Raw genomic sequence first — 19,963 nt, 5'->3', positions numbered from 1 at the left:
GGCTATCCGGCCTCGACACATCATCCAGCGTCTTGCTTCGAGAGGGAGATGTACTGTTCGTCCGTGAGCGGCGAGTCGAGATGGTCGTCGTTGAAGAAGCGGAGAACAGCCCAAACGTCTCGTTTGTCGTCCATGTTAATAGACATCTCACCGTCATCGTTCTCCTCGAATTTCACTCCGGTATCAAAGTTATCGCGGATATAAGTAGCATCATCTGCGTCCATATCTTCGTAAACGCCGCGCTCGTGTACCTTGTACATCAGCCTCAGAACACGATTATTTCCGTATACTGCATCCTTGAACATGTCGAAGTCGTGGAATGGGATGTCTGTCTCCTCGATACGGTCGAGGACGTCATCCGCACATCTCTCGTATTCGGCGAGATAATCGAATATCTTCTCGAAGCGGGACTGGTCGAAGATGTACATCATCCCGTCGTAGTAGATGGAGTCGACGCGGTCAGGAATCGAAATCAGCGAATCATCTACCTTCCTGTGTTTCTCGCTCCCGACCAACATACGAGCACGAGACGTTCGACCCATAATCTGGCGGCGGCTGTAGTGTAGGAAGGCTATTGCCATCTCCTCGTTGTCCTCGTCTCGTAGACGGATTGCTTGGAAGTCTGGTTTGGGCGACTCAGTAAATGTCGTGTGACTAAATCGCTCCCCTTCGAGTAACCGTTCGAAGTTCTCGAATTGAGGGATGTTTTCCGTCGGTTCATACTGAACGAACGTCTGGTCGCGATCCCGATTTTCGATCCCGTAATCAGAGAAACGGATATTGTCGCTTTCGATCGCGGAGTGCTTGTGCTCAACCTTCTCACGCACCAAATCCTCCAAGTCTTCTGGCAACTCCTGGTCTAATGAGATGCGCTCGAACGTGTAGTCGTAGTCTTCGGAACTCCCCTCGTCCAGACGAGCCAGTAGCAGGTCAATCCCAAGGTCGCTGGATTCAATGTCCTCGATTCGATGGAGGAATTCAACCAACTCGTCGAAATGTTCTCGGGTTTCATCCCGGCTCGCTGAACTCATTATCTTGTAGTGATATAGACACCACTACTTATTCTTGCGGTGTTGAGCGTCACCTCATTGCCCTCGAGTTGCTCCTTCGTTAGCAGGATTCGCCTGTCGTGTTCGGTTTCAATCTCGTAGACACGATAGCGGAATCCTATCAAAACCGGATTGACGAATAGACGGTTGGAGCGAATCACGATCGCCGCGACAGTGATGAAGAGTATAAGAAACGCTGCTACATCGAAGATGTTTGAGAACTCGAAGACGATGAACGGGAAGATGTAGACTAAGAGGTATTCCGTGAACATATCCGACCGATTCCGGTAGTGCTTGACCTCGCTCAGCTGGCCCTGTCTCGTCCGGTTCATGTGAATCATCAGGGCCAAGAATACGATACTAACGACGGTGAGAATCGAGGAGCCGATCGTTAGATATGACAACGCGATTGGGCCGAACCCGATGGGGTTCAGTTGATACCCGAATATCGTGTGGGTTGCATCGTGGGCGCGAAGCGCAACGATTGCGAAGAGTGGGCTGTAGGAGCTCAAGAAGAGGATGATCTTGGCCCAACTCGGAATGCGCCCCATTAGGTTCGGATTGTTCTATGCCGAGGTCAAAGTCAGTTTTGTATCAGCTTTCCTGATTACATTCGCGCTCATGCCGGGTTATAATTCAGTCAGATTTCGAGAGTGTGATGGACAATCTTCAAGACATCTCGGTGGGTCTGGTCAAAGCATCACTAACTCTCCTATGGACGGGAATTCTGCCACCCCGCGAAAGGCCCAGCTCGACAAGGAAGAGCGCGAGCATCTCGAGGACGTCGTCACCGACATGCGCGACCGCGTCGAGGCGAACGTTCGCTACCAGCTCGAGGACGAGTACGGCCTCGACGAGAAGCCGAACGACGACGCATCGCTGAGCGAGGAGGAGGAAGACCTCGTCGAGGCTATCGAACTCGAAGCCGTCGACGGGAACGATTGGGGCGACGGCTACGAGCAGTACATCACGGGTGTTGGCTATACCATCGTCAATCGGCTGGCCGCACTCCGCTGTATGGAGGTTCGGGGCTTCATCGACGACGAGGTCACGGCTTTCCGCGACGATGGACTCACGCCGGCAGCCGACCGGCTTGTCACCGAGGAGTTCATGCTCGAAGAAGAGGCCGTTCTCGAAGCCTACCAGAACGCGTGCGACGATCTCGCCGAGGAAATCGATATTCTCTTCGACCGCTCGACGGCCTACAGCCAGATCGATCCTGACGACGACACCTACGAAGACCTCTGTGGGATGCTCGATGAGGTGCCTGACGAGGTCTGGCAAGCCGACGACGTACTGGGCTGGGTTTATGAGTACTACAACGTCAAGCTCCTTGACGATCTTCGACGGAAGGGTGATCGTGAGGGGCTAGATCCCGAAGACGTACCGGCAGCGAACCAGTTCTATACGCCACACTGGGTCGTGCGGATGCTTACCGACAATTCTCTGGGGAAGCTCTATCTCGAAGACAACGGAACGCTGCAGGAGACGGTTGATAGACAGGACTCACTGACGCCCGACGAGCGTAAGAATCGCCCACTACCCCCTGACGAATCTCCGGGTATTGCGGACTTCTGTACTTATCTCGTCCCATCTGAAGAGGAAGGAGAACCACCGGAGTTTGATGGCCCTGAGGACATTCGCGTCATCGACCCGGCCTGTGGAAGCGGACATTTTCTGCTGTACGCGTTCGACGTTCTGGAGCGCATCTGGCGGGCCGAGACCGAATTAGATCACGCCGAGATACCCCGAGAAATTCTCCGTAATAACCTCTACGGCGTCGATCTCGATATGCGGGCCTGCCAGCTCGCGGCGTTCAACCTTTATCTGAAGGGGCGGACGCGTGCGGAGGCCGAGGGAGCAAATGGCTTCGACATGCCGAAGGTGGGAATTGTTTGTGCTGACGCGAGGGTTGCCGATGTAGAGGGTATTGAATCGGTATTCGACGAAGTTGCTGGTGACGACCCGGAGATACAGCATGCGCTTGACCGCATCCTCGATGCCTTCGAGGAAGTCCACGGGCTCGGAAGCTTGCTTGACGTGCGCGGCACCCTCGGCGATCTGTTTGAAGACGATGTGGATGATGACAGCGTCCAGATCACCCTAGATGATGATCCACGTGAAGACCATACACTCGGCCAAGTACTACACAGTTTGCGCGAGGCTGTAGAGGAGCATCAAGAAGCCGACTCATTCCTCGCGCAGGACTTGCGGAGTTTCGTCCGACTATTGGATATTCTAGCTCAGGATTACGATGTGGCTCTAATGAATCCCCCATACGGAACTCGAAACCGTATGCCTGATTCGGTTCAAGAATATATTGAGTCTCATTACAAATACTCTGCAGAATTTTACATAAATTTCTATGAAATTGGCGAAGGTATCACAAAATCAGACGGTCGAATTGGAATGCTTGTTCCACGGACGTTTATGTTCAAGCATCGGTTCAGAGACTTCCGATCGGACTTTGTCAACGGTAAGTCTTCTTTTGACTTCTTAGCAGAATTTGGTATTGGCATACTGGATAACGCGACAGTGAATACCGCGGGGACGGTCATTAGATCACAGGACAACCGACAGACAGAGGGGACTTTCTTTAGACTATATGATATAGACAAGGGCGAAAAAGAAGCCAGATTCATTGATTTAATATCTGGTCTTGATCAGGACGTTAAGAGGTGGTTTGACGCAAGTTTATCGTCCTTTGCAGATGTTCCCGGCAATTCGATATGCTATTCTACACCTGAAGAAGTTAGAGAGCTCCATAAATCTGAACTGAAATTGGATGCCGAGCAAGCAGGTCTTGACTCTGACTCGGTCGGTGTTGCAAAACAGGGTGTAGCGACGACGAACAACGATCGATTCCTCCGTCTCCATTGGGAAACAGTAGATTTTGATACATATTCTCCAATTGCGAGGGGAGGATCAGATGCTTGGATTCTCCCGAGAGTATCTGAGGTGGCAAAATGGAACGATAACGGTACAGAACTTAAGCGAACTAGTGATACGGTACGAACTCCGAATGAGGAGCTCTATGGCAAAAGTGGACTAACGTGGGCAAGGATTAAGCAAACAGGTCGTCGGTTTGGTCTGTTCCCTAAGGGAGGGCTATTTAGTGACAACGGCTATATCTTCATACCAACAAACGGAGAGTCCTTATGGGCTCTGATGGGTGTTCTGAATAGCGATCTGTACCATGATCTCTTTCTGTCGTTAACGACTGGACGACATTGGAATGCTGGCGAAGTCGGTAGTATTCCTTGGTTTGATTCTCTGGACGATGAGAGTGAAATTGAGAGTCTTTCCAAAAAACAATATAGTATAAAGATTGAAGAAAGAGCAGATAATCCGACGAGCCCATATTATATCGGGCCGCAGCTTCTTCCAGAGAACTATTTATCAGAATATCACTATTCGCATCCCCATACGAAAACGTCGTCCCACGAATTAAGCATCGGCCTCAAGAATGTGGATCAGCCAATAGAACAGCTGTGCGAACAGATAGTTGAGGGTAAAATAGATAGAAATCAGACCATCGAAGAAACATCCGAGAAAATTAACCAGTTAGTGTATGAAGAATTCTCAATAAGTGAAGAGGCGCAGACTCAGGTCTATGAGGAAATCTTGATGAGAACTTCTGAGGTGCCCAAAGAGGAGAGGATCTTGACACGTGAGAGTTTCAATGATTTAGATGAGTTCGTTGGCCAAGAAACAGAGAAATTGGTTCACCACTTAGCAATGGAGGCTATCCGCGAGGAAGACGACGGAATCATTTCACTCGATGGCACGGACGAGCAGGCGGATATGCTTGACCGTATCATCGATCGATTCGAAGACGCATACGGCGAGTACGCTGAAAAACGTCTTGTCGAAGTCGACAACATTCTCGGATCTAAATCCGCCGCAGACGAGGCGTATCCCAACCTCCGATCGTTCATCGAGGACGACCTCTTCACCTACCACGTCGACACAATGGAAAACACGCCCATCTTTTGGAAACTCAGTACGGAGCGGCTCCTCGCCGACGCAAAGGGTGAAGGTTTCGCGTGCTTCGTCGACTACCACCAGCTCGATGCCAGCCTATTTGACCGCTTGAGCAACCAGTATCTCGAACCGCGGAAGGCCAATCTCCGCGAGCGTCGGTCGGCAACGAACCAGCGTCGGAACGACGAGTCACTCTCCACGAGCGAACGCGCTGAGGCGACTGACGAGTTCGAGTTCTGCTCGAGTGCGCTTGAACAGATTGCCGAACTCGAAGAGGTGATGCAGGAACTCGGTTCCACTACTGAGCGCGAGTTCGACGACGACAATCGCGAACGCGTCAGCAAGCTATCCCCTAAAGTCGCCGTGTTCCGCGAAGAGACCGCGGAGCGCATCGAGACGCTGGAAAGACTCCGCGAGATGAATGGCGAGGAGTGGTTCCAAGAAACCTTCTCCGATAATTTCTGGAACGCCGTCAACGAGTGGCGCGACGAGTGGGTAGACGCACTTGAGGAACTAGAACACGCCTGTAAAGAGTACGCCAAGCCCAGAAGCGAGCCCGTCGAAGCCCATCTCGCCGACCTCTTCGACTACTTCAACTGGCGACTCAAAGGCTCGGATCATTACTCCAGTACGGGCATCCTCTTCATGACCTACTACTTCGAGCGCGAGGGGAGCAACCTACTCAACGACGATGGTGAGCCATTCGATAACCTCACCGAAGACGAGAAGCTGCTCGCCTCACTCGCAACGGGCATCGACGGCGCATCCGTCCTTGACGAAGAGTACCTCCAGCAGATTGCGGACGATGAAGGCGTCGACAATGTGGACGACTTACCACCGCTAGCGGAGTTCAAGGCGCTCGCTGAGGAGATCGATGACCGCTGTCAGACGGTGGATAAGCAGATTCCCTCGGACTGGTCGGAACGGGCGCTATCTGAGATCACGACAGCGGGTTACCAGCCTGTCCACAAGCACGGCGTAGCGATTAATATCACACCGCTCGCGGAGAAGGACATCGTTCCGGAGGTAGTCGAGGACAAGGTTCTCTGAACTATGCAAGCGAAACAGACCCTCCCCGACGCCGCGAAAGACAGCATCCAAAGCGAGTTCGACCGGGCCGAGTCGTCCGACCCAATCGTCCTCTGGTGGGACGACGGGAACTACCTCGAGGACATCATCGCGCAGGCTTGCGACGAACTCGACGTTCCGCTAAAGATCGCCGAGGAGACGCCACTGGAGCTCCGTGCCGACCCAGTTGATGGCGAACAGGTCTGGTACGTCCCACACGTCAAAGAGCCAGAGCACACAGAGGGCGACTACGACTGGTTCCGTGATGTCGAGCATACGGGCGGCGAGGTGGAGATGAGCATCGAAGACCTCACCGTTCACGCGTTCGAGCGCGGGCAACTCGATGCGTGGGAGCTGAAAACCACGACGCAGACTGACGACCCCGCGAAGCGACGGGAGATTGCGCGAATCCTCCACGACCAACTCACAGGCGGGCAGCTCCCGACGCTCGAACAACTCCGCACGCAGATCGTCACCGGCGGCTACACCGACCCGGTCGCGTTCGTCCTGGAGAACGGCTGGGGCGACATCGACGACAGCCCCGACACCATCGAACAGATGCAGGACTTGCTGACCAGCGAGGGCGTCGACGCAGTCGCCACCGAAACCGATCCGGAGGGAATCGTCACGGCGACGCGTCGTTGGGCCGTTGCAGAATGGCTGGTTCACGCTGGCGCCGACCCTGACCTCTTCCCGAAGGAATTCCGAACGGAGGCCGCCGGCGCCCACAAGTTACCCGAACTGAAATCCGTACTGAACAACACGTCCGCCCCCAACCTCATCGCTGACCGGTACCTAGGCGAAGAGGTTTGGCCGTCGGTAGTCAGCGACATCGACGACCCCTGGGAACTCGCTGACTGCCTCGTCGACGGCGCACTCGAACATCGGATCTGGGACGAATGGCAGACGAGATTCGAAGCGGCGGACTACGAGACGTGCCTCGAATGGGCCGAAGAACGGTTCGAAGAACTCCGGGGAAGCAAGGGATACCACGGTGGGTACAAAGGCGCCTATGGCCCAGATAACGTCTGGACGAAGACGTGGGAGCAAGCAACCGAAGTCGCTCGGCTGGCACACCGTCTCGACACGTGGGACGAGCGTGCGACCGACGATGTCGTCTCGCTATACGCTGACGAGGACGACGGCACGTGGCAGATCGACAACGCCGTCCTCAATCTCGTCGTCTCCGGAGAACCGGAAACGGAGCTGCCGGACGAACATCCGGCGACCGGAGCCTTGGACGATATTCGTGCCGAACTCCAGTCAGAGTACGTCGACTACCTCGAAGACTTGGGCGACCTCGTTACCGAGACCGTCGAGGCTGGCGCTCCGTTCGTTGAGGAGGATCACGCCTATCAGTTCTTCGCCAAGGAGTCCGCCGGACTTGAGAGCGGCCAGACGGTCGCAATTTTCGTTATCGACGCCCTCCGACTCGACCTCGCTCGACAGCTCGCGGACGAACTACGCGAATACGTCGCGTCCATGCCCGCCGAGGTTCCCGAGTTCGCCATCGACGAGAGCGTCTGGCTGGGCGCACTCCCATCGGAGACCGAGTTCGGCAAAGCCGCGCTCACGCCTGGCGAAGTCCAGATGTTCGACATCTCTCTCGTCGATGGTGAGCTGCAACCGCTTCGAAACAACCGACGCGTCACACCAAACCGTCGTGAATCCCTCCTGAACGGCGACGGTTGGACAGTCACACGTGACGAGAACGATGGTTGGCAGTCGACACGTGTCGCCTACTACAAGAACGACCTCGACAACATCGGCGAGAAGGAACTCAGCGACCTCGAGGAGATGCTCTCACGACGCGTCCAGACGCTCGCCGATTTCATCAGCAGCAAGCTCAAACAAGGCGAGTGGGATCAGGCCCACATCCTGACTGACCACGGATTCGTCCTCCTTCCTCACCACGTCACGCCGGAGAAGATCTCTCGTCCACCCGAAGCGACGGACTCTGGGCGACGCTGGATCGCCGGCGAAGACGTTGACGAAGACGCACCCGGCGTGTTGCTCGATTCGAGTGCCAGATTGGGGTACCTCGACGCCGACGTAAGCGTCCTCGCAAGCCCACTCAAACGATTCAGCAAACAAGGGCTCGGTGACGCCCGCTTCTATCACGGTGGACTGCTACCACAGGAGTTCGTTCTGGATTTCATCAGCATTACACAGGGGTGATGGATTCGTCCCAGGGCATGGACAATCTTCAAGACGTCCCCGTGGTTCTGAGTGAAGTATCACTAACTCTCCTATGGACGGAAATTCTGCCACCCAGCGAAAGGCCCAACTCGACAAGGAAGAGCGCGAGCATCTCGAGGATGTCGTCACCGAGATGCGCGACCGCGTCGAGGCGAACGTTCGCTACCAGCTCGAAGAGTACGACCTTGATAATCGCCCCAGCGAGGACGCATCCCTGGGCGACGAAAAAGATGACCTCGTTGAAGCGATCGAGCTCGAAGCCGTCGACGGCAACGACTGGGATGACGGCTACGAACAGTACATCACCGGTGTCGGCTACACCATCGTCAATCGGCTGGCTGCACTCCGCTGCATGGAAGTCCGAGACTTTGTGAACGAGGAAGTCACGGTGTTCCGCGAGGATGGACTCACGCCGGCAGCCGCTCGGCTGGTCAACGAGGAGTTCATGCAAGAAGAGGAGGCCGTCCTGGAAGCCTACCGGAACGCGTGCGACGGTCTCGCCGAGGAGATCGAGATCCTCTTCGACCGCTCGACAGCCTACAGCCTCATCGACCCCGACGACGACACCTACGAAGACCTCTGTGGGAAGCTTGACGAAGTCGCCGACGAGGTCTGGCGGGCCGACGACGTCTTGGGCTGGGTCTACGAGTACTACAACGTCAAACTCCTCGACGACCTCCGTCAGAAAGGCGACCGCGATGGGCTTAACCCAGAAGACGTACCGGCGGCGAACCAGTTCTATACGCCCCACTGGGTCGTGCGGATGCTCACCGACAACTCACTCGGCAAACTTTATCTCGAAGATACAGGCGAGTTGAGTGACGCCGTCGAGGCACAGGAGTCGCTCACTCCAGACGAGCGTAAGAATCGACCGCTCTCGCCCGACGAGTCAACCGATATCACGGACTTCTGCACATATCTCGTACCCTCAGAGGAGGAAGGCGAACCACCGGCATTTGAAGGCCCCGAGGACATCCGCGTCATCGACCCGGCCTGTGGGAGCGGCCACTTCCTGCTGTATGCGTTCGACGTTTTGGAGCGTATCTGGCGAGCGGAGACCGACCTTGACCACGCGGAGATTCCTCGCGAGATTCTGCGGAACAACCTCTACGGCGTCGACCTCGACATGCGCGCCTGCCAGCTCGCTGCGTTCAACCTCTATCTGAAGGGCCGGACGCGTGCCGAAGCCGAGGGTGCGAACGGCTTCGACATGCCGGAGGTCGGCATCGTCTGTGCCGATGCAAAGGTGGCCGACATCGAAGGTGTTGAGAAGGTGTTCGACGAGGTCGCAGAGGGGAAATCCGATATCGAAAGCGCCCTACGGCAGATTCTCAATGCATTTGAAGAAGTCCATGGTCTCGGGAGTCTACTCGACGTACGTGGAACGCTTGGTGACCTCTTCGAGGACGAGGTTGACGAAGGAAGTGTTCAGATTACGTTGGACGATGATCCTCGTGAAGACCATACACTCGGTCAGATTCTCCATAGTTTGCGTGAGGCGGTAGACCAACATCAGGAGGAAGACTCGTTCTTAGCGCAGGACTTGCGGAGCTTCGTTCGACTGCTAGACGTTCTGGCACAGGATTATGATGTGGCGCTGATGAATCCGCCTTATGGGTCACGAAACCGCATGCCTGATTTGGTTCAGAATTACGTTTACGACCACTATGAGTACACCCCTGAATATTACATTAATTTCTTTGAAGTTTGCGAGGGGTTCACAAGAGATAATGGTAGAATTGGGATGCTTGTTCCTCGATCGTTCATGTATCGTCACCAGTTTGAGGAATTTCGAAGAGACTTCATCGGGGATAGAGGTGGGTTTGACTTCTTAGCAGAATTCGGGTACGGTATTTTGGATAATGCTACCGTTCCGACCGTAGCTACTGTAGTTAGATCGTCTGTCAGCAGACCTTCTGGCGATTTCATTCGCCTTCACGATGTAGATAGAAAAGATAAGCAGAACAAATTTGTCAACACTATTTCAAATGAGCCGGACGATGTCAAGCGATTATTTACTACCGAGCTGTCCCAGTTCGATAATATACCGAACGCATCTCTAAGCTATTCTACGCCCTCTGACGTCAGGAGGTTGCACCTCCGAGAAACGAAGATTGATGCAGATACAGCTGATGTAGACGGAGAATCGTTCTTCCATGCATTGCTGGGGATTATGTCTGGCAACAAAAGTCGGTTTTACAGAAAACATTGGGAGACTGATGAGGAAGACACATTCAAACCGATAGCCAGCGGCGGGCCGGATGCATGGGTTATACCCCAAGTATTAGACACAATCAACTGGGGGGAAGATGGTAGAGAGGTTAAAAGGTCACCGAATAAGACTCGATATCCTAATGAAGAGTGGTACGGTCACGAAGGATTAACGTGGACGTATATCAAGCGAACTGGACGGCGATTCGGATACTTCCCCTCTGGACTGTTTAGTCTCAAAGGACTGCTTCTTGTCCCCCGTAGCGACATCTCCCTTTGGAAGACGTTGGCGATTCTAAATTCGGATCTTTATCATTCGATATTTCTCTCCCAGACATGGGAGCGTGAATGGAATGCAGGAGAGGTTGGTGCCGCACCTTGGATAACGGAGTTGGAATCGTTAGACAGGTTGGACAAGCTTGCAAAGGAGCAATATTCGACAATGCTTCAAAACAAGGCTTCAAACCCTGTCAGCCCATACTATGTGAAACCCACCCTGTTATTAGGGATGTCTGAAAACGAATTTTTCTACGATCATTCCCACCCAAGTGACGAAAATAGTTTGATTGGCTCCAATCTGGGCCATGTTCAGCCATCTGAGAAGGTCAGAGAGGTTGCAAGGGAATCTACAGTAGAAAGTTTACGGCGTCAGAGGCGATTGGAAAGTCTTTCTGATGAGATTGATCAGTTGATTTTTGATGAGCTGGAACTCTCAACAGAATCTCGTGAAGTCATTCGTACAGAAATCTTCCTCCGGACTGCAGAGGATCCTGAAGACCGCGATTTCCCCGACCCAGAATCAGTCCCCCAAATCCCGGAGAACCTCAACGAACAAGTCACAGATCTTGTCCACCACTTTGCGATGGAAGCCGTCCGCGAGGAACCGGATGGTATCATCCCGGTGAAAGGGTCGGATGAACAAGCCAATATGCTCGACCGCATCATCGAGCAGTTCGAAGACACGTACGGCGAACACGCCGAAGACCGACTCGTTGAAATCGACGACATCCTTGGAGCCGAATCTGCGGGTGATGAAGCGTACCCTAACCTTCGGGCGTTCATCAATAACGGCCTTTTCAAGTATCACGTCGACACGATGGAGAACACGCCCATCGTCTGGAAGCTTAGCACGGAACGGCTGCTCGCCGACGCGAAGGGCGAGGGCTTTGCCTGCTTCGTCGACTACCACCAACTCGACGCCAGCCTGTTCGACCGCCTGAGCAACCAGTATCTCGAACCCCGGAAGGCCGACCTCCGCAAGCGACGGTCGGCCGCGAACCAGCGCCGCACCGACGAATCACTCTCCACGAGCGACCGTACCGAAGCAACCGAAACGTTCGAGTTCTGTTCGAGCGCCCTCGAACAGATCGCCGAACTCGAAGAAGTACTGCAAGAACTCGGTGCCACGAATGAACGTAACTTCGACGCCGACGCCCACGAACGCGTCGACGAGTTGGCCCCGAAGGTAGCGACGTTCCGTGAGGAGACGGCTGAACGCATCGAGACGCTCGAACGACTCCGCGAACTGAACGGCGAAGAGTGGTTCCAAGATACGTTCTCGGATGGATTCTGGGACAAAGTCGACAAGTGGCGCGATGAGTGGCTCGATGCGCTCAAGGAGCTCGAACACGCCTGCAAGGAGTACGCCAAACCAAACGACAACTCGGTCGAAGCCCATCTTGCCGACCTCTTCGACTACTTCAACTGGCGGCTCAAGGGCTCGGATCACTACTCCAGCACGGGCATCCTCTTCCTGACCTACTACTTCGAGCGCGAAGGTGATGACCTTCTGAACGAGGAGGGAGAGCCCTTCGACAATCTGACCGAAGATGAACGGATGCTCGCCTCGCTCGCGATGGGCATCGATGACGCGTCCATCATCGACCAAGAGTACATCGAACAAATCGCGGACGACGAAGAGGTCGAAGATGTCGATGATTTACCGTCGCTATGGGAGTTCAAAGCGTTGGCCGAAGAAATCGACGATCGTTGCCAGACGGTCTACAAGCAGATTCCCTCTGATTGGTCAGATCGGGCGTTGTCGGAGATTACGACCGCTGGCTATCAACCCAACCAGAAGCACGGCGTCGCGATTAACATTACGCCACTTGCGGAGAAGAATATCGTCCCTGAAATCGTTGAAGACAAAGTGATTTAGAAATCCAATATGTCCTCGCAGGAAATTGAAGACGGAATCTCGGAGATGAGAGAGCATATCGACAGTTTGCTCTCCGTATTGGACGCACAGATGGAAGAGTCGCGACTCGATGAAATCGTCGAGGGCGATGGCACGCTATTGAGCAAAAACCTCGGCCAGAAGCCCGAACGGTGCATCGAAGACGCACTAATCTGGCCGACTTTGGAGACGCTGGGCTTCGAATACACTCCTCGCCCATATTATCCGGTCGGCGACGAGAACGAATGCCCCGACTTCCGCATCGATAACCTCGCGGCTCGCGTCATCGGAGAGAACAAGTCGATCAACAACTTCGCCGAGGCGAAGGGAGACATCGAAGAGTACCTCGACTCGAAACGGTACGAGTACGGTATCGCAACCGACGGCTTCCGCTGGGCGATATACGAGGTCGAAGCAGATGACCACGGCCGAGCAGACCTCGTCGACGTCGTTGCCGAGCAGGATCTCACGCCGGCCATTCGAGGCATCGCCAGAGACAGTGGTCTCGTGAATTACACCGAGAAGATTCGTTCTGATGAGTCGGTCGACGGTGTATTGGGTGACTTCTACCAAACGCTCAACCACTACGGCGTTCGTCGAGAAATCGGCGGACTCTCCGAGTTCTACGACCTCTATCTGGAAGTGTTGATTGGGGGCGGAGAGTATGATAAACTCGAATTGAATCTCGTCGGTTCGCTCGAATCGCCAGCGTCTGCCACCGAAGATGACGAACTCGCCTTCGCAGGTCTCTTCGTCGACCGACTGGCGTATCTCCAGTTACTGATCGATCGAGGCATCCTCGAGGATGTCGCACTTCACGATCAATGGAGTGAACACAACCACGGACTCAACCGGTTTCGTGGAAGCTTCTATTCGCAGTATCTCCAGCCCCTGTTCTACGATGCCCTCGCCGAACGGCCTCGGAGTCGCGATGCTGAACTTCCGGAATCCTTCCAAGAGGTGCCCCATCTCGCCGGCGGATTGTTCGAACCAATCCTCCACGAGGAACGTAATTACGACATCCCTGACGAGGTGATGAAGCCGGTGCTGACACGCTTTGTCGAAGGCGAAAAGCGAACGCTCGTCAACGAAGCAGCCAACGGATCGCTCCTGAAGACCTACTCCGAACAGTTCGAGAGCAGAAACGTCGCTGGAAGGATCCCTGAGCAGTACGCCGCTATCACGAACGCGTACGCCGACGAGATCGACCACGTCGAATCACAGATCGAGCGGACACTCCGATCGTTCGAACAATCACACTGAACTCAGAAACGGCACCGCCGACAAGATTCATGATTCCATGCTTCGTTAACACATCCATCACTTGATGACGGACACTACAGGACTTTCGCCCGGCCAACGGGTGATTCTCAATGGCAGTTCCGCGGAGGTCATCCACACGCGGACTGTCGGCGACATCGAGTACCTTCGAGTGTACATCGACGGTGAAGGCGTCAAAACGGTCTGCCTCGACGACGTAACTGTCGAACCCCATCGAAGCCAGTTCGAATCGTTCTCCGGTCAGCAGCTCGACGAACTACACCCCGACCACGATGCGGTCTCAGCCCGGTGGTTCGACCTCCACACGCAGGCGACGAAGCTCAAACTCGCCCACGAACAGGGCCAACTGCTGAGCATCTCAAACTCGCTCGTCAGGCTGGAACCCTACCAACTGGCGTGCGTGAACTGGGTGATGCAGAAGCTCCGCCAGCGGGCACTCATCGGTGACGACGTCGGACTCGGGAAGACCATCGAGGCGGGACTCATACTCAAGGAACTATCCGCCCGCAACCGTGCCGATCGAGTCCTCTTCGTCGTCCCCGCACACCTCCAGAAGAAGTGGATTCGAGACATGGATCGCTTCTTCGATGTCGATCTCACTGTTGCCGATCGAGCGTGGGTCGAAGGTGAGCGTCGACGACTCGGTGAGGAGGCGAACATCTGGAACCAAGATCAGCAACAGCTCGTCACGAGCATGGCCTTCCTTCGCCAAGAGGAGTTCCGTCCCGCATTGCAGGACGCGTTCTGGGACGTCGTCGTAGTTGACGAGGCCCACAAGGCTGCCAAGCGCGGCGATTCTCCGAGTAAGACCGCAAAAATGGTCGATGTCGTCGCAGGGAATTCTGACTCGCTGTTGCTGCTCAGTGCGACGCCCCACGATGGTAAAGGCGAAGCCTTCCGCTCTCTCGTCGAGTATGTCGATCCGTTCCTCGTCGCTGAGGACAGGGAACTCACGCAGGAGGCGGTCGATCGGGTGATGATGCGTCGTGGAAAGGAGGGTATCTACGACGAGAACGGCGATCGGGTCTTCCCAGACCGAGAGGTGAAGTCGATCTCGGTCGGCATGACCCACAATGAACGCCAGTTCTACCGTGGCGTCACCGACTACGTGAAGAACGTCTACAATCGCTCGGAGCAACTGAACGAGCCAGCGGTCGGCTTCGCGATGGCACTGATGCAAAAGCGTCTCGTGAGCAGCGTCGGCGCGATACACGCCACACTCCGCCGCCGGCTAAACGACTTACTCGACGAGGAGACGTCCGCAGATGGTCTCTCCGAAGAGGCGGAGGCGTACCTCGACGGCGAGGACTTGGATGAGGAGGGCAAGCAACAGGCGGAGGATGAGATTGCTGGCTTGACTGTCGCACAGGACGACCAACAGCTCCAGGAGGAGATTGAGACGCTTCGCGACCTCGTTGCACTCGCAGAGAGTCTCCCAGTCGATTCGAAGGCCCAGAAAGTACGACGGTTCATCAGCCAGCTCCTCGAAGAGCAACCCGACGAGAAACTCCTCTTGTTCACGGAGTATCGAGACACGCTCGACTATCTTCTCGAGTTCGTACAGGACGAACCGTGGGCCGACGAGATTCTCGTCATCCACGGCGACGTCGACAAGGAAGACCGGGCCCGCATCGAAGACGAGTTCAATCACGGCCAATCCCGGCTATTGTTCGCCACTGACGCTGCCAGCGAGGGAATCGACCTCCAGCATAGCTGCCACATCATGGCGAACTACGAACTCCCGTGGAATCCGAACCGCCTCGAACAGCGCATTGGTCGCATCCATCGTTACGGGCAGGACAAGGAGGTCAAGGTCTGGAACTTCCTTTTCGAGGATACCCGTGAGAGCGAGATCTTCGAGATGCTCCAGAACAAGGTCGAACAGATTCGTTCGCAACTCGGCAATACGGCGGACGTGTTGGGGATGCTGGACGACATCGACGTCGACTCGCTGATAATGGATTCCATTCAGCACGACGAGCCACCGAGTGCGACCAAAGAAGAACTCGAGGAGATGATCGAGGAACGTCAGCGGACGCTCGAAGAATGGTACGAGCGGAGCCTCGTCGAAACCAGCACGTTCGACGCGGATAGTCGCCGTCAAATCCAGGAGGTCGTCGATGACTCCGAGGACGTCTACGGCAGCCAAGGAGATATTCGGGAGTTCTTCGAGCGTGCAGTCACGACTTTCGGGGGCGAGTTCGAGAAGCAGGGCACCAACCTCTACCACGCTGAGTTACCGGAGGGTGTTCGGCCGCCAAACGGCGATGCGTCGTTCGGCCCATTCACCTTCGACCGGGACTTCGCTATGGAGCATGAGGGAATCACCTATCTCGCCCCAGATACCGACGTCCTCCAACGCCTCATGGCTCGTGTCCTCGATGACGAACGAGGACAAATCGGGCTGAAGCTGCTTCCCTTCGTCGACACACCAGGAATCACCTACAACTACCGAGTCGCTTTCGAAGATGGCACAGGAGAGGTGATCCGAGAGGAGACGATTCCCGTTTTCGTCGATGCTGAGCAGCGGGACGCCCAGCAGGCGCTGGGGGAGCGAGTCGTCGAAGGGGAAACAGTCTCTGCGAAGCCCGACATTGATTCCCTTCGGACGGTGATTGACGCGAAGGAAGAAATGCAATCGGCGGCAGACCGATATGTGAGTGCTCGCGTCAACGAGATCAAATCCGATCTCGTCGCGAGTCGACATGAGGAGACGAGTCGCGAACTCCAGAATCTCGACGAGTACGCGCAAGCCGAACGAGAGCGAATCGAGTCGTTCATCGAGGAGTACGAACGGAAGGCAGAGGCCGGTTCAGACATGAACATCGCTATCCGCGGGCAGCGGGAACGACTCGAAAAGCTCGAAGAACGGATTGAGACGCGACGGAACGAGCTGAAGCGTCGTGAACAGGTCATTTCTCTAGCTCCCGAGGTCGAGAATTACTGTTTCACGCTACCGCTGTAGGAGTAGGGCTCAGTACGCTATCCGTCATCGGGATGGCTCGATACACCATAGACGTGCTCTATCGTATCCGAATAGATGTCGTCGAAGGAGAGATCAGCCACATCGACGCAGCAGAGATTTTGGCGAGCGAAGTGACGGTAGAGACCCTCCTCAGTGGAGGGATCGAATGAAAGCGTCCCTCGGCGTGATGAGACACCCGGTCACTCGTAATGGACGAGAACCGAATACCACGAGTCGGGGGCGAGCCACTCACGGGGCTCCTCAACCTCTCGAACTTCGAGTTCCTCGACACCCCCGTTCCACATCTCTTCGTACGTGGTTTCGATGGGGTCTTTCAGCACCGCGGCGGCCCGTTGGGCCCCCTCCTCGGTTTCGAAGTACTTCAGCCGCACCGCGTTCCCAGAATCGGAAATCACGGGGACGTGAATACCGGTATCGTCGACCGCCCTGATGGCAGCCGCGCGTCGCACATTCATCCCTTCGGGAGCCTCGTAGAACTCTGACGCGGAGATCGGCTGGACGCTGACCGTCGTGCCGCTCCAAAAGTCGTAGTAGCCGCTGTCGAACGTCCGAATCACGTCCGCGCCAAGAAGCGAACTCCAGAGCTTGTTCACGTGCCCAACGCGGATGGTCTCTCGATCAGTCCGGACTTCCATCGGCTCACTGTCGTGCTTCTCACGGAGCGGCGTCCACTTCCGTTCGACCATCCGTTCGAGTTGCCGTTTGATGTTGTTCAGTCGCTCGACGCTGGCGGTGTTGGCTTCTGTCGACATTGCGCTCTTCCATATTGATGGTTAACTTAAAACCATAGACGTGGTGCGCTGCTTAGCCCAAAGCAACCTGATTCGCGCCTTTATCGCCTCTACCGCCCCAATTCGATCTGAGAAAGTTAACAAGAGGGCGATGATCAAGCCAATACAGGGTAGTTGTTGCCGTCGGAATGTTCGATTGGAGACCCCTCGGACGACATGGTTATTGCCCGGACTGCCTCGACGCATGACTGCTCCGAATGGACGACCGAGACGAAGCAACCGACATTCCAAAGCCAGAGACGACGAAGACACTGCTAGATGGGATTCCCGCTCGAACACTGCACGATGCATTCCACGAGACCAGCCCACGCCCGAGCATTCGCGACGTGATTGCGAACCACCAGCACGCCCAGAGTCGACTGCACCGCGAGGCAGAGGCACTGGAGTTCTACCCCACGCAAGTCTACCGCGTGCTTGAACGCGTGCAGGAGAGCTATGACGCGTTCGAGGGAGCAGAGCGACGCCCGATCGTCGATCACGGCAATCGATACGTGGCGTTCGGTCTGAATGGGGCAGACTGGTACACGCTGTTTGATTTCATCCGACGGAACATCAACGATGAAGAGCAACGGGAGGATATTGCACGGGCTGCAACGAAGGTGATGAGCGACATCACGGACGAGAACTGGCACTCTCACAATTCGCTCCCCCTGGTGGTGTCGCAAGCACGCGTGCGCGACGTTCTGGCGTACCACGAGGAAGCGTACGATGGCCGGAGGCCCTGAGACTGGCCGCCGTCGAGACAATTGCGACGGTCAAATACATTCATAGGCGTCGGCTGTGAGACGATAGTAAAGTGTCGCCTCGCAACCGCCTCTTTGTGGGCGATGCCGGCAGTCGACTGTCGGAATTGTCCGACGAGACCGTACAGTTGACGATCACCAGCCCGCCCTACAACCTCGGCAAGGACTACGACGAGGCTGGTGACGATAGACGGCCAATCGCGGAGTGGCGCGAGTTGATGGACGATGTCATCAGGGAACTGTTCCGCGCGACGGCACCCGACGGGAAAGTCTGCATCAACATAGCAGCGTCCTTCGACTCTGAGGGTGATGGCCGATACCGACGCGTCCCGCTGCGGAGCCACGTCATGGAACTATGTCGAGACGCTGGCTTCGATTTCCTCGACGAGTTCGCCTGGATCAAAGATCAGTACACGTCGCACGGAGACGGTGCGCTCCTCGGGTCGTACCCCTACCCGACGAACGTCCCCGTGAACCAACGCCACGAGTACATCCTCGTCTTCCGCAAGTACGTCTCCGAAGAGTACCACGAACGGCGTGACCTCCCACCCGTAGACAGCGAGCGACGCAGGGCATCGAAACTCACGAACGATGAATGGCGTGAGTACGCACAGAGTGTCTGGGAACTCCCACGACCGAGTCCGGATGTGGAAACCGACCACCCCGCGGTCTTCCCGCTGGAACTGCCCCGGCGACTGATCGCGCTGTACTCGTTCGCCGGCGATTTGGTTCTTGACCCGTTCGTCGGGACTGGAACTACCGCGGTCGCCGCCAAGCAGACCGGACGAGACTACGTGGGCTTCGATCAAAACCAGTCATACATCGCAACGGCAAGGCAACGTCTCGATACGTCGACTGATGACGGAGAGGAACAAGAATCGACCCCACCGTCGCCACCGGAGGGTGTTGCCCAGTACATTCGTGACGCCGTCGATAGACAGGATCCGACCACACTCCGGTTGATTGGGGACTACGCTCACGAACTGGCCACTCACCGCGAGTTCGTTCCCGAAGAGGAGGTCTCGCAGGTGGTGGACGACGAAGACCAGATTGCAGGGGTACGACGCACTCACAACGGCACGATCGTCGCGAAAGAGGTGTCATGTGGAAAGGAGAACTGCTCGTCGTGTCCCCACGGCCCGTACAAGTACCGGGTCTACCGCGATGGGGGGAACGTCAAGACCGAGTACCTTGGGCCAGCCGAGAGCGTTTCAAAATCGTAAGTAAGATGGGAGACCATTCGTATCGCTGAGATGAAATCCTCATCGCTATCAGGGTCAACAAGGACGTTTAGCGGTCGCTGAGCAATTCCTCAAAGCCCCTATCCCGGACGTCAAAGTATGACTCTCCGGGTGCGTGTAAAGAACGAAAACGGACGACTCCTTGTCCCACACTATTGGGCCTTGTTTAGACGCGTGATTTCACAGGTGTGAGCCGCTGACGCTAAGTTCGATGTTTCTGACGGCGCATTTCAG

10 protein-coding genes are annotated in these 19,963 nt (G+C 55.5%); 7 read left to right on the top strand and 3 right to left on the bottom strand.

What is annotated here, in order from left to right:
* Positions 1 to 20: 20 nt before the first annotated feature.
* Both SM754_RS14085 and SM754_RS14080 read right to left on the bottom strand, forming a co-directional pair.
* Positions 21 to 1,031 carry a Kiwa anti-phage protein KwaB-like domain-containing protein gene (locus SM754_RS14085; RefSeq protein ID WP_323676879.1) on the bottom strand — a complete coding sequence of 337 codons (1,011 nt, stop codon included), beginning with the start codon at positions 1,029 to 1,031 and terminating at the stop codon, positions 21 to 23.
* On the bottom strand, positions 1,031 to 1,600 hold the full coding sequence (locus SM754_RS14080) for a KwaA family protein (protein WP_323676878.1): 570 nt from the start codon (positions 1,598 to 1,600) through the stop codon (positions 1,031 to 1,033). Before SM754_RS14080 ends, SM754_RS14085 begins: the two co-directional genes overlap by 1 nt.
* A 163-nt stretch (positions 1,601 to 1,763) precedes the next feature.
* Between SM754_RS14080 and pglX (SM754_RS14075) the strand changes: the two genes are divergently transcribed.
* From pglX (SM754_RS14075) to SM754_RS14055, 5 genes are all read left to right on the top strand, one after another.
* Positions 1,764 to 6,083 (top strand): BREX-5 system adenine-specific DNA-methyltransferase PglX, encoded by a 4,320-nt coding sequence (gene pglX, locus SM754_RS14075; RefSeq protein ID WP_323676877.1) that lies wholly within the window; start codon positions 1,764 to 1,766, stop codon positions 6,081 to 6,083.
* A gap of 3 nt (positions 6,084 to 6,086) precedes the next feature.
* Positions 6,087 to 8,279 (top strand): BREX-5 system phosphatase PglZ, encoded by a 2,193-nt coding sequence (pglZ, locus tag SM754_RS14070; protein ID WP_323676876.1) that lies wholly within the window; start codon positions 6,087 to 6,089, stop codon positions 8,277 to 8,279.
* 73 nt (positions 8,280 to 8,352) lie between these two features.
* Entirely contained in the window at positions 8,353 to 12,669 is a 4,317-nt protein-coding gene (pglX, locus tag SM754_RS14065) for a BREX-5 system adenine-specific DNA-methyltransferase PglX (protein ID WP_323676875.1), read from the top strand.
* Between the two features lie 9 nt (positions 12,670 to 12,678).
* Entirely contained in the window at positions 12,679 to 13,950 is a 1,272-nt protein-coding gene (locus SM754_RS14060; RefSeq protein WP_323676874.1) for a hypothetical protein, read from the top strand.
* 64 nt (positions 13,951 to 14,014) lie between these two features.
* Positions 14,015 to 16,933, top strand: coding sequence for a helicase-related protein (locus SM754_RS14055; protein WP_323676873.1), 2,919 nt, complete (start codon positions 14,015 to 14,017; stop codon positions 16,931 to 16,933).
* 200 nt (positions 16,934 to 17,133) lie between these two features.
* On the opposite strand, the gene SM754_RS14050 is transcribed toward SM754_RS14055, so the two are convergent.
* On the bottom strand, positions 17,134 to 17,706 hold the full coding sequence (locus tag SM754_RS14050) for a hypothetical protein (protein ID WP_323676872.1): 573 nt from the start codon (positions 17,704 to 17,706) through the stop codon (positions 17,134 to 17,136).
* Between the two features lie 236 nt (positions 17,707 to 17,942).
* Here SM754_RS14050 and SM754_RS14045 point away from each other — a divergent pair, with 236 nt between their 5' ends.
* Complete coding sequence (locus SM754_RS14045) at positions 17,943 to 18,470, top strand: hypothetical protein (RefSeq protein WP_323676871.1); 528 nt, start codon at positions 17,943 to 17,945, stop codon at positions 18,468 to 18,470.
* 125 nt (positions 18,471 to 18,595) lie between these two features.
* Positions 18,596 to 19,711 carry a DNA-methyltransferase gene (locus SM754_RS14040; protein ID WP_323676870.1) on the top strand — a complete coding sequence of 372 codons (1,116 nt, stop codon included), beginning with the start codon at positions 18,596 to 18,598 and terminating at the stop codon, positions 19,709 to 19,711.
* The last annotated feature ends 252 nt before the right edge of the window (positions 19,712 to 19,963 follow it).

This window comes from Halorubellus amylolyticus, assembly GCF_034808145.1.
In the GTDB taxonomy this organism is placed as follows: Archaea; Halobacteriota; Halobacteria; order Halobacteriales; family Natrialbaceae; genus Halorubellus.
This window is presented reverse-complemented; position numbering and strand designations above follow the sequence as displayed.

Coding starts and splice junctions, on each gene's coding strand:
- SM754_RS14085 (WP_323676879.1), bottom strand. CDS start 1,031: ATGAGTTCAGCGAGCCGGGATGAAACCCGAGAACATTTCGACGAGTTG.
- SM754_RS14080 (WP_323676878.1), bottom strand. CDS start 1,600: ATGGGGCGCATTCCGAGTTGGGCCAAGATCATCCTCTTCTTGAGCTCC.
- pglX (WP_323676877.1), top strand. CDS start 1,764: ATGGACGGGAATTCTGCCACCCCGCGAAAGGCCCAGCTCGACAAGGAA.
- pglZ (WP_323676876.1), top strand. CDS start 6,087: ATGCAAGCGAAACAGACCCTCCCCGACGCCGCGAAAGACAGCATCCAA.
- pglX (WP_323676875.1), top strand. CDS start 8,353: ATGGACGGAAATTCTGCCACCCAGCGAAAGGCCCAACTCGACAAGGAA.
- SM754_RS14060 (WP_323676874.1), top strand. CDS start 12,679: ATGTCCTCGCAGGAAATTGAAGACGGAATCTCGGAGATGAGAGAGCAT.
- SM754_RS14055 (WP_323676873.1), top strand. CDS start 14,015: ATGACGGACACTACAGGACTTTCGCCCGGCCAACGGGTGATTCTCAAT.
- SM754_RS14050 (WP_323676872.1), bottom strand. CDS start 17,706: ATGTCGACAGAAGCCAACACCGCCAGCGTCGAGCGACTGAACAACATC.
- SM754_RS14045 (WP_323676871.1), top strand. CDS start 17,943: ATGGACGACCGAGACGAAGCAACCGACATTCCAAAGCCAGAGACGACG.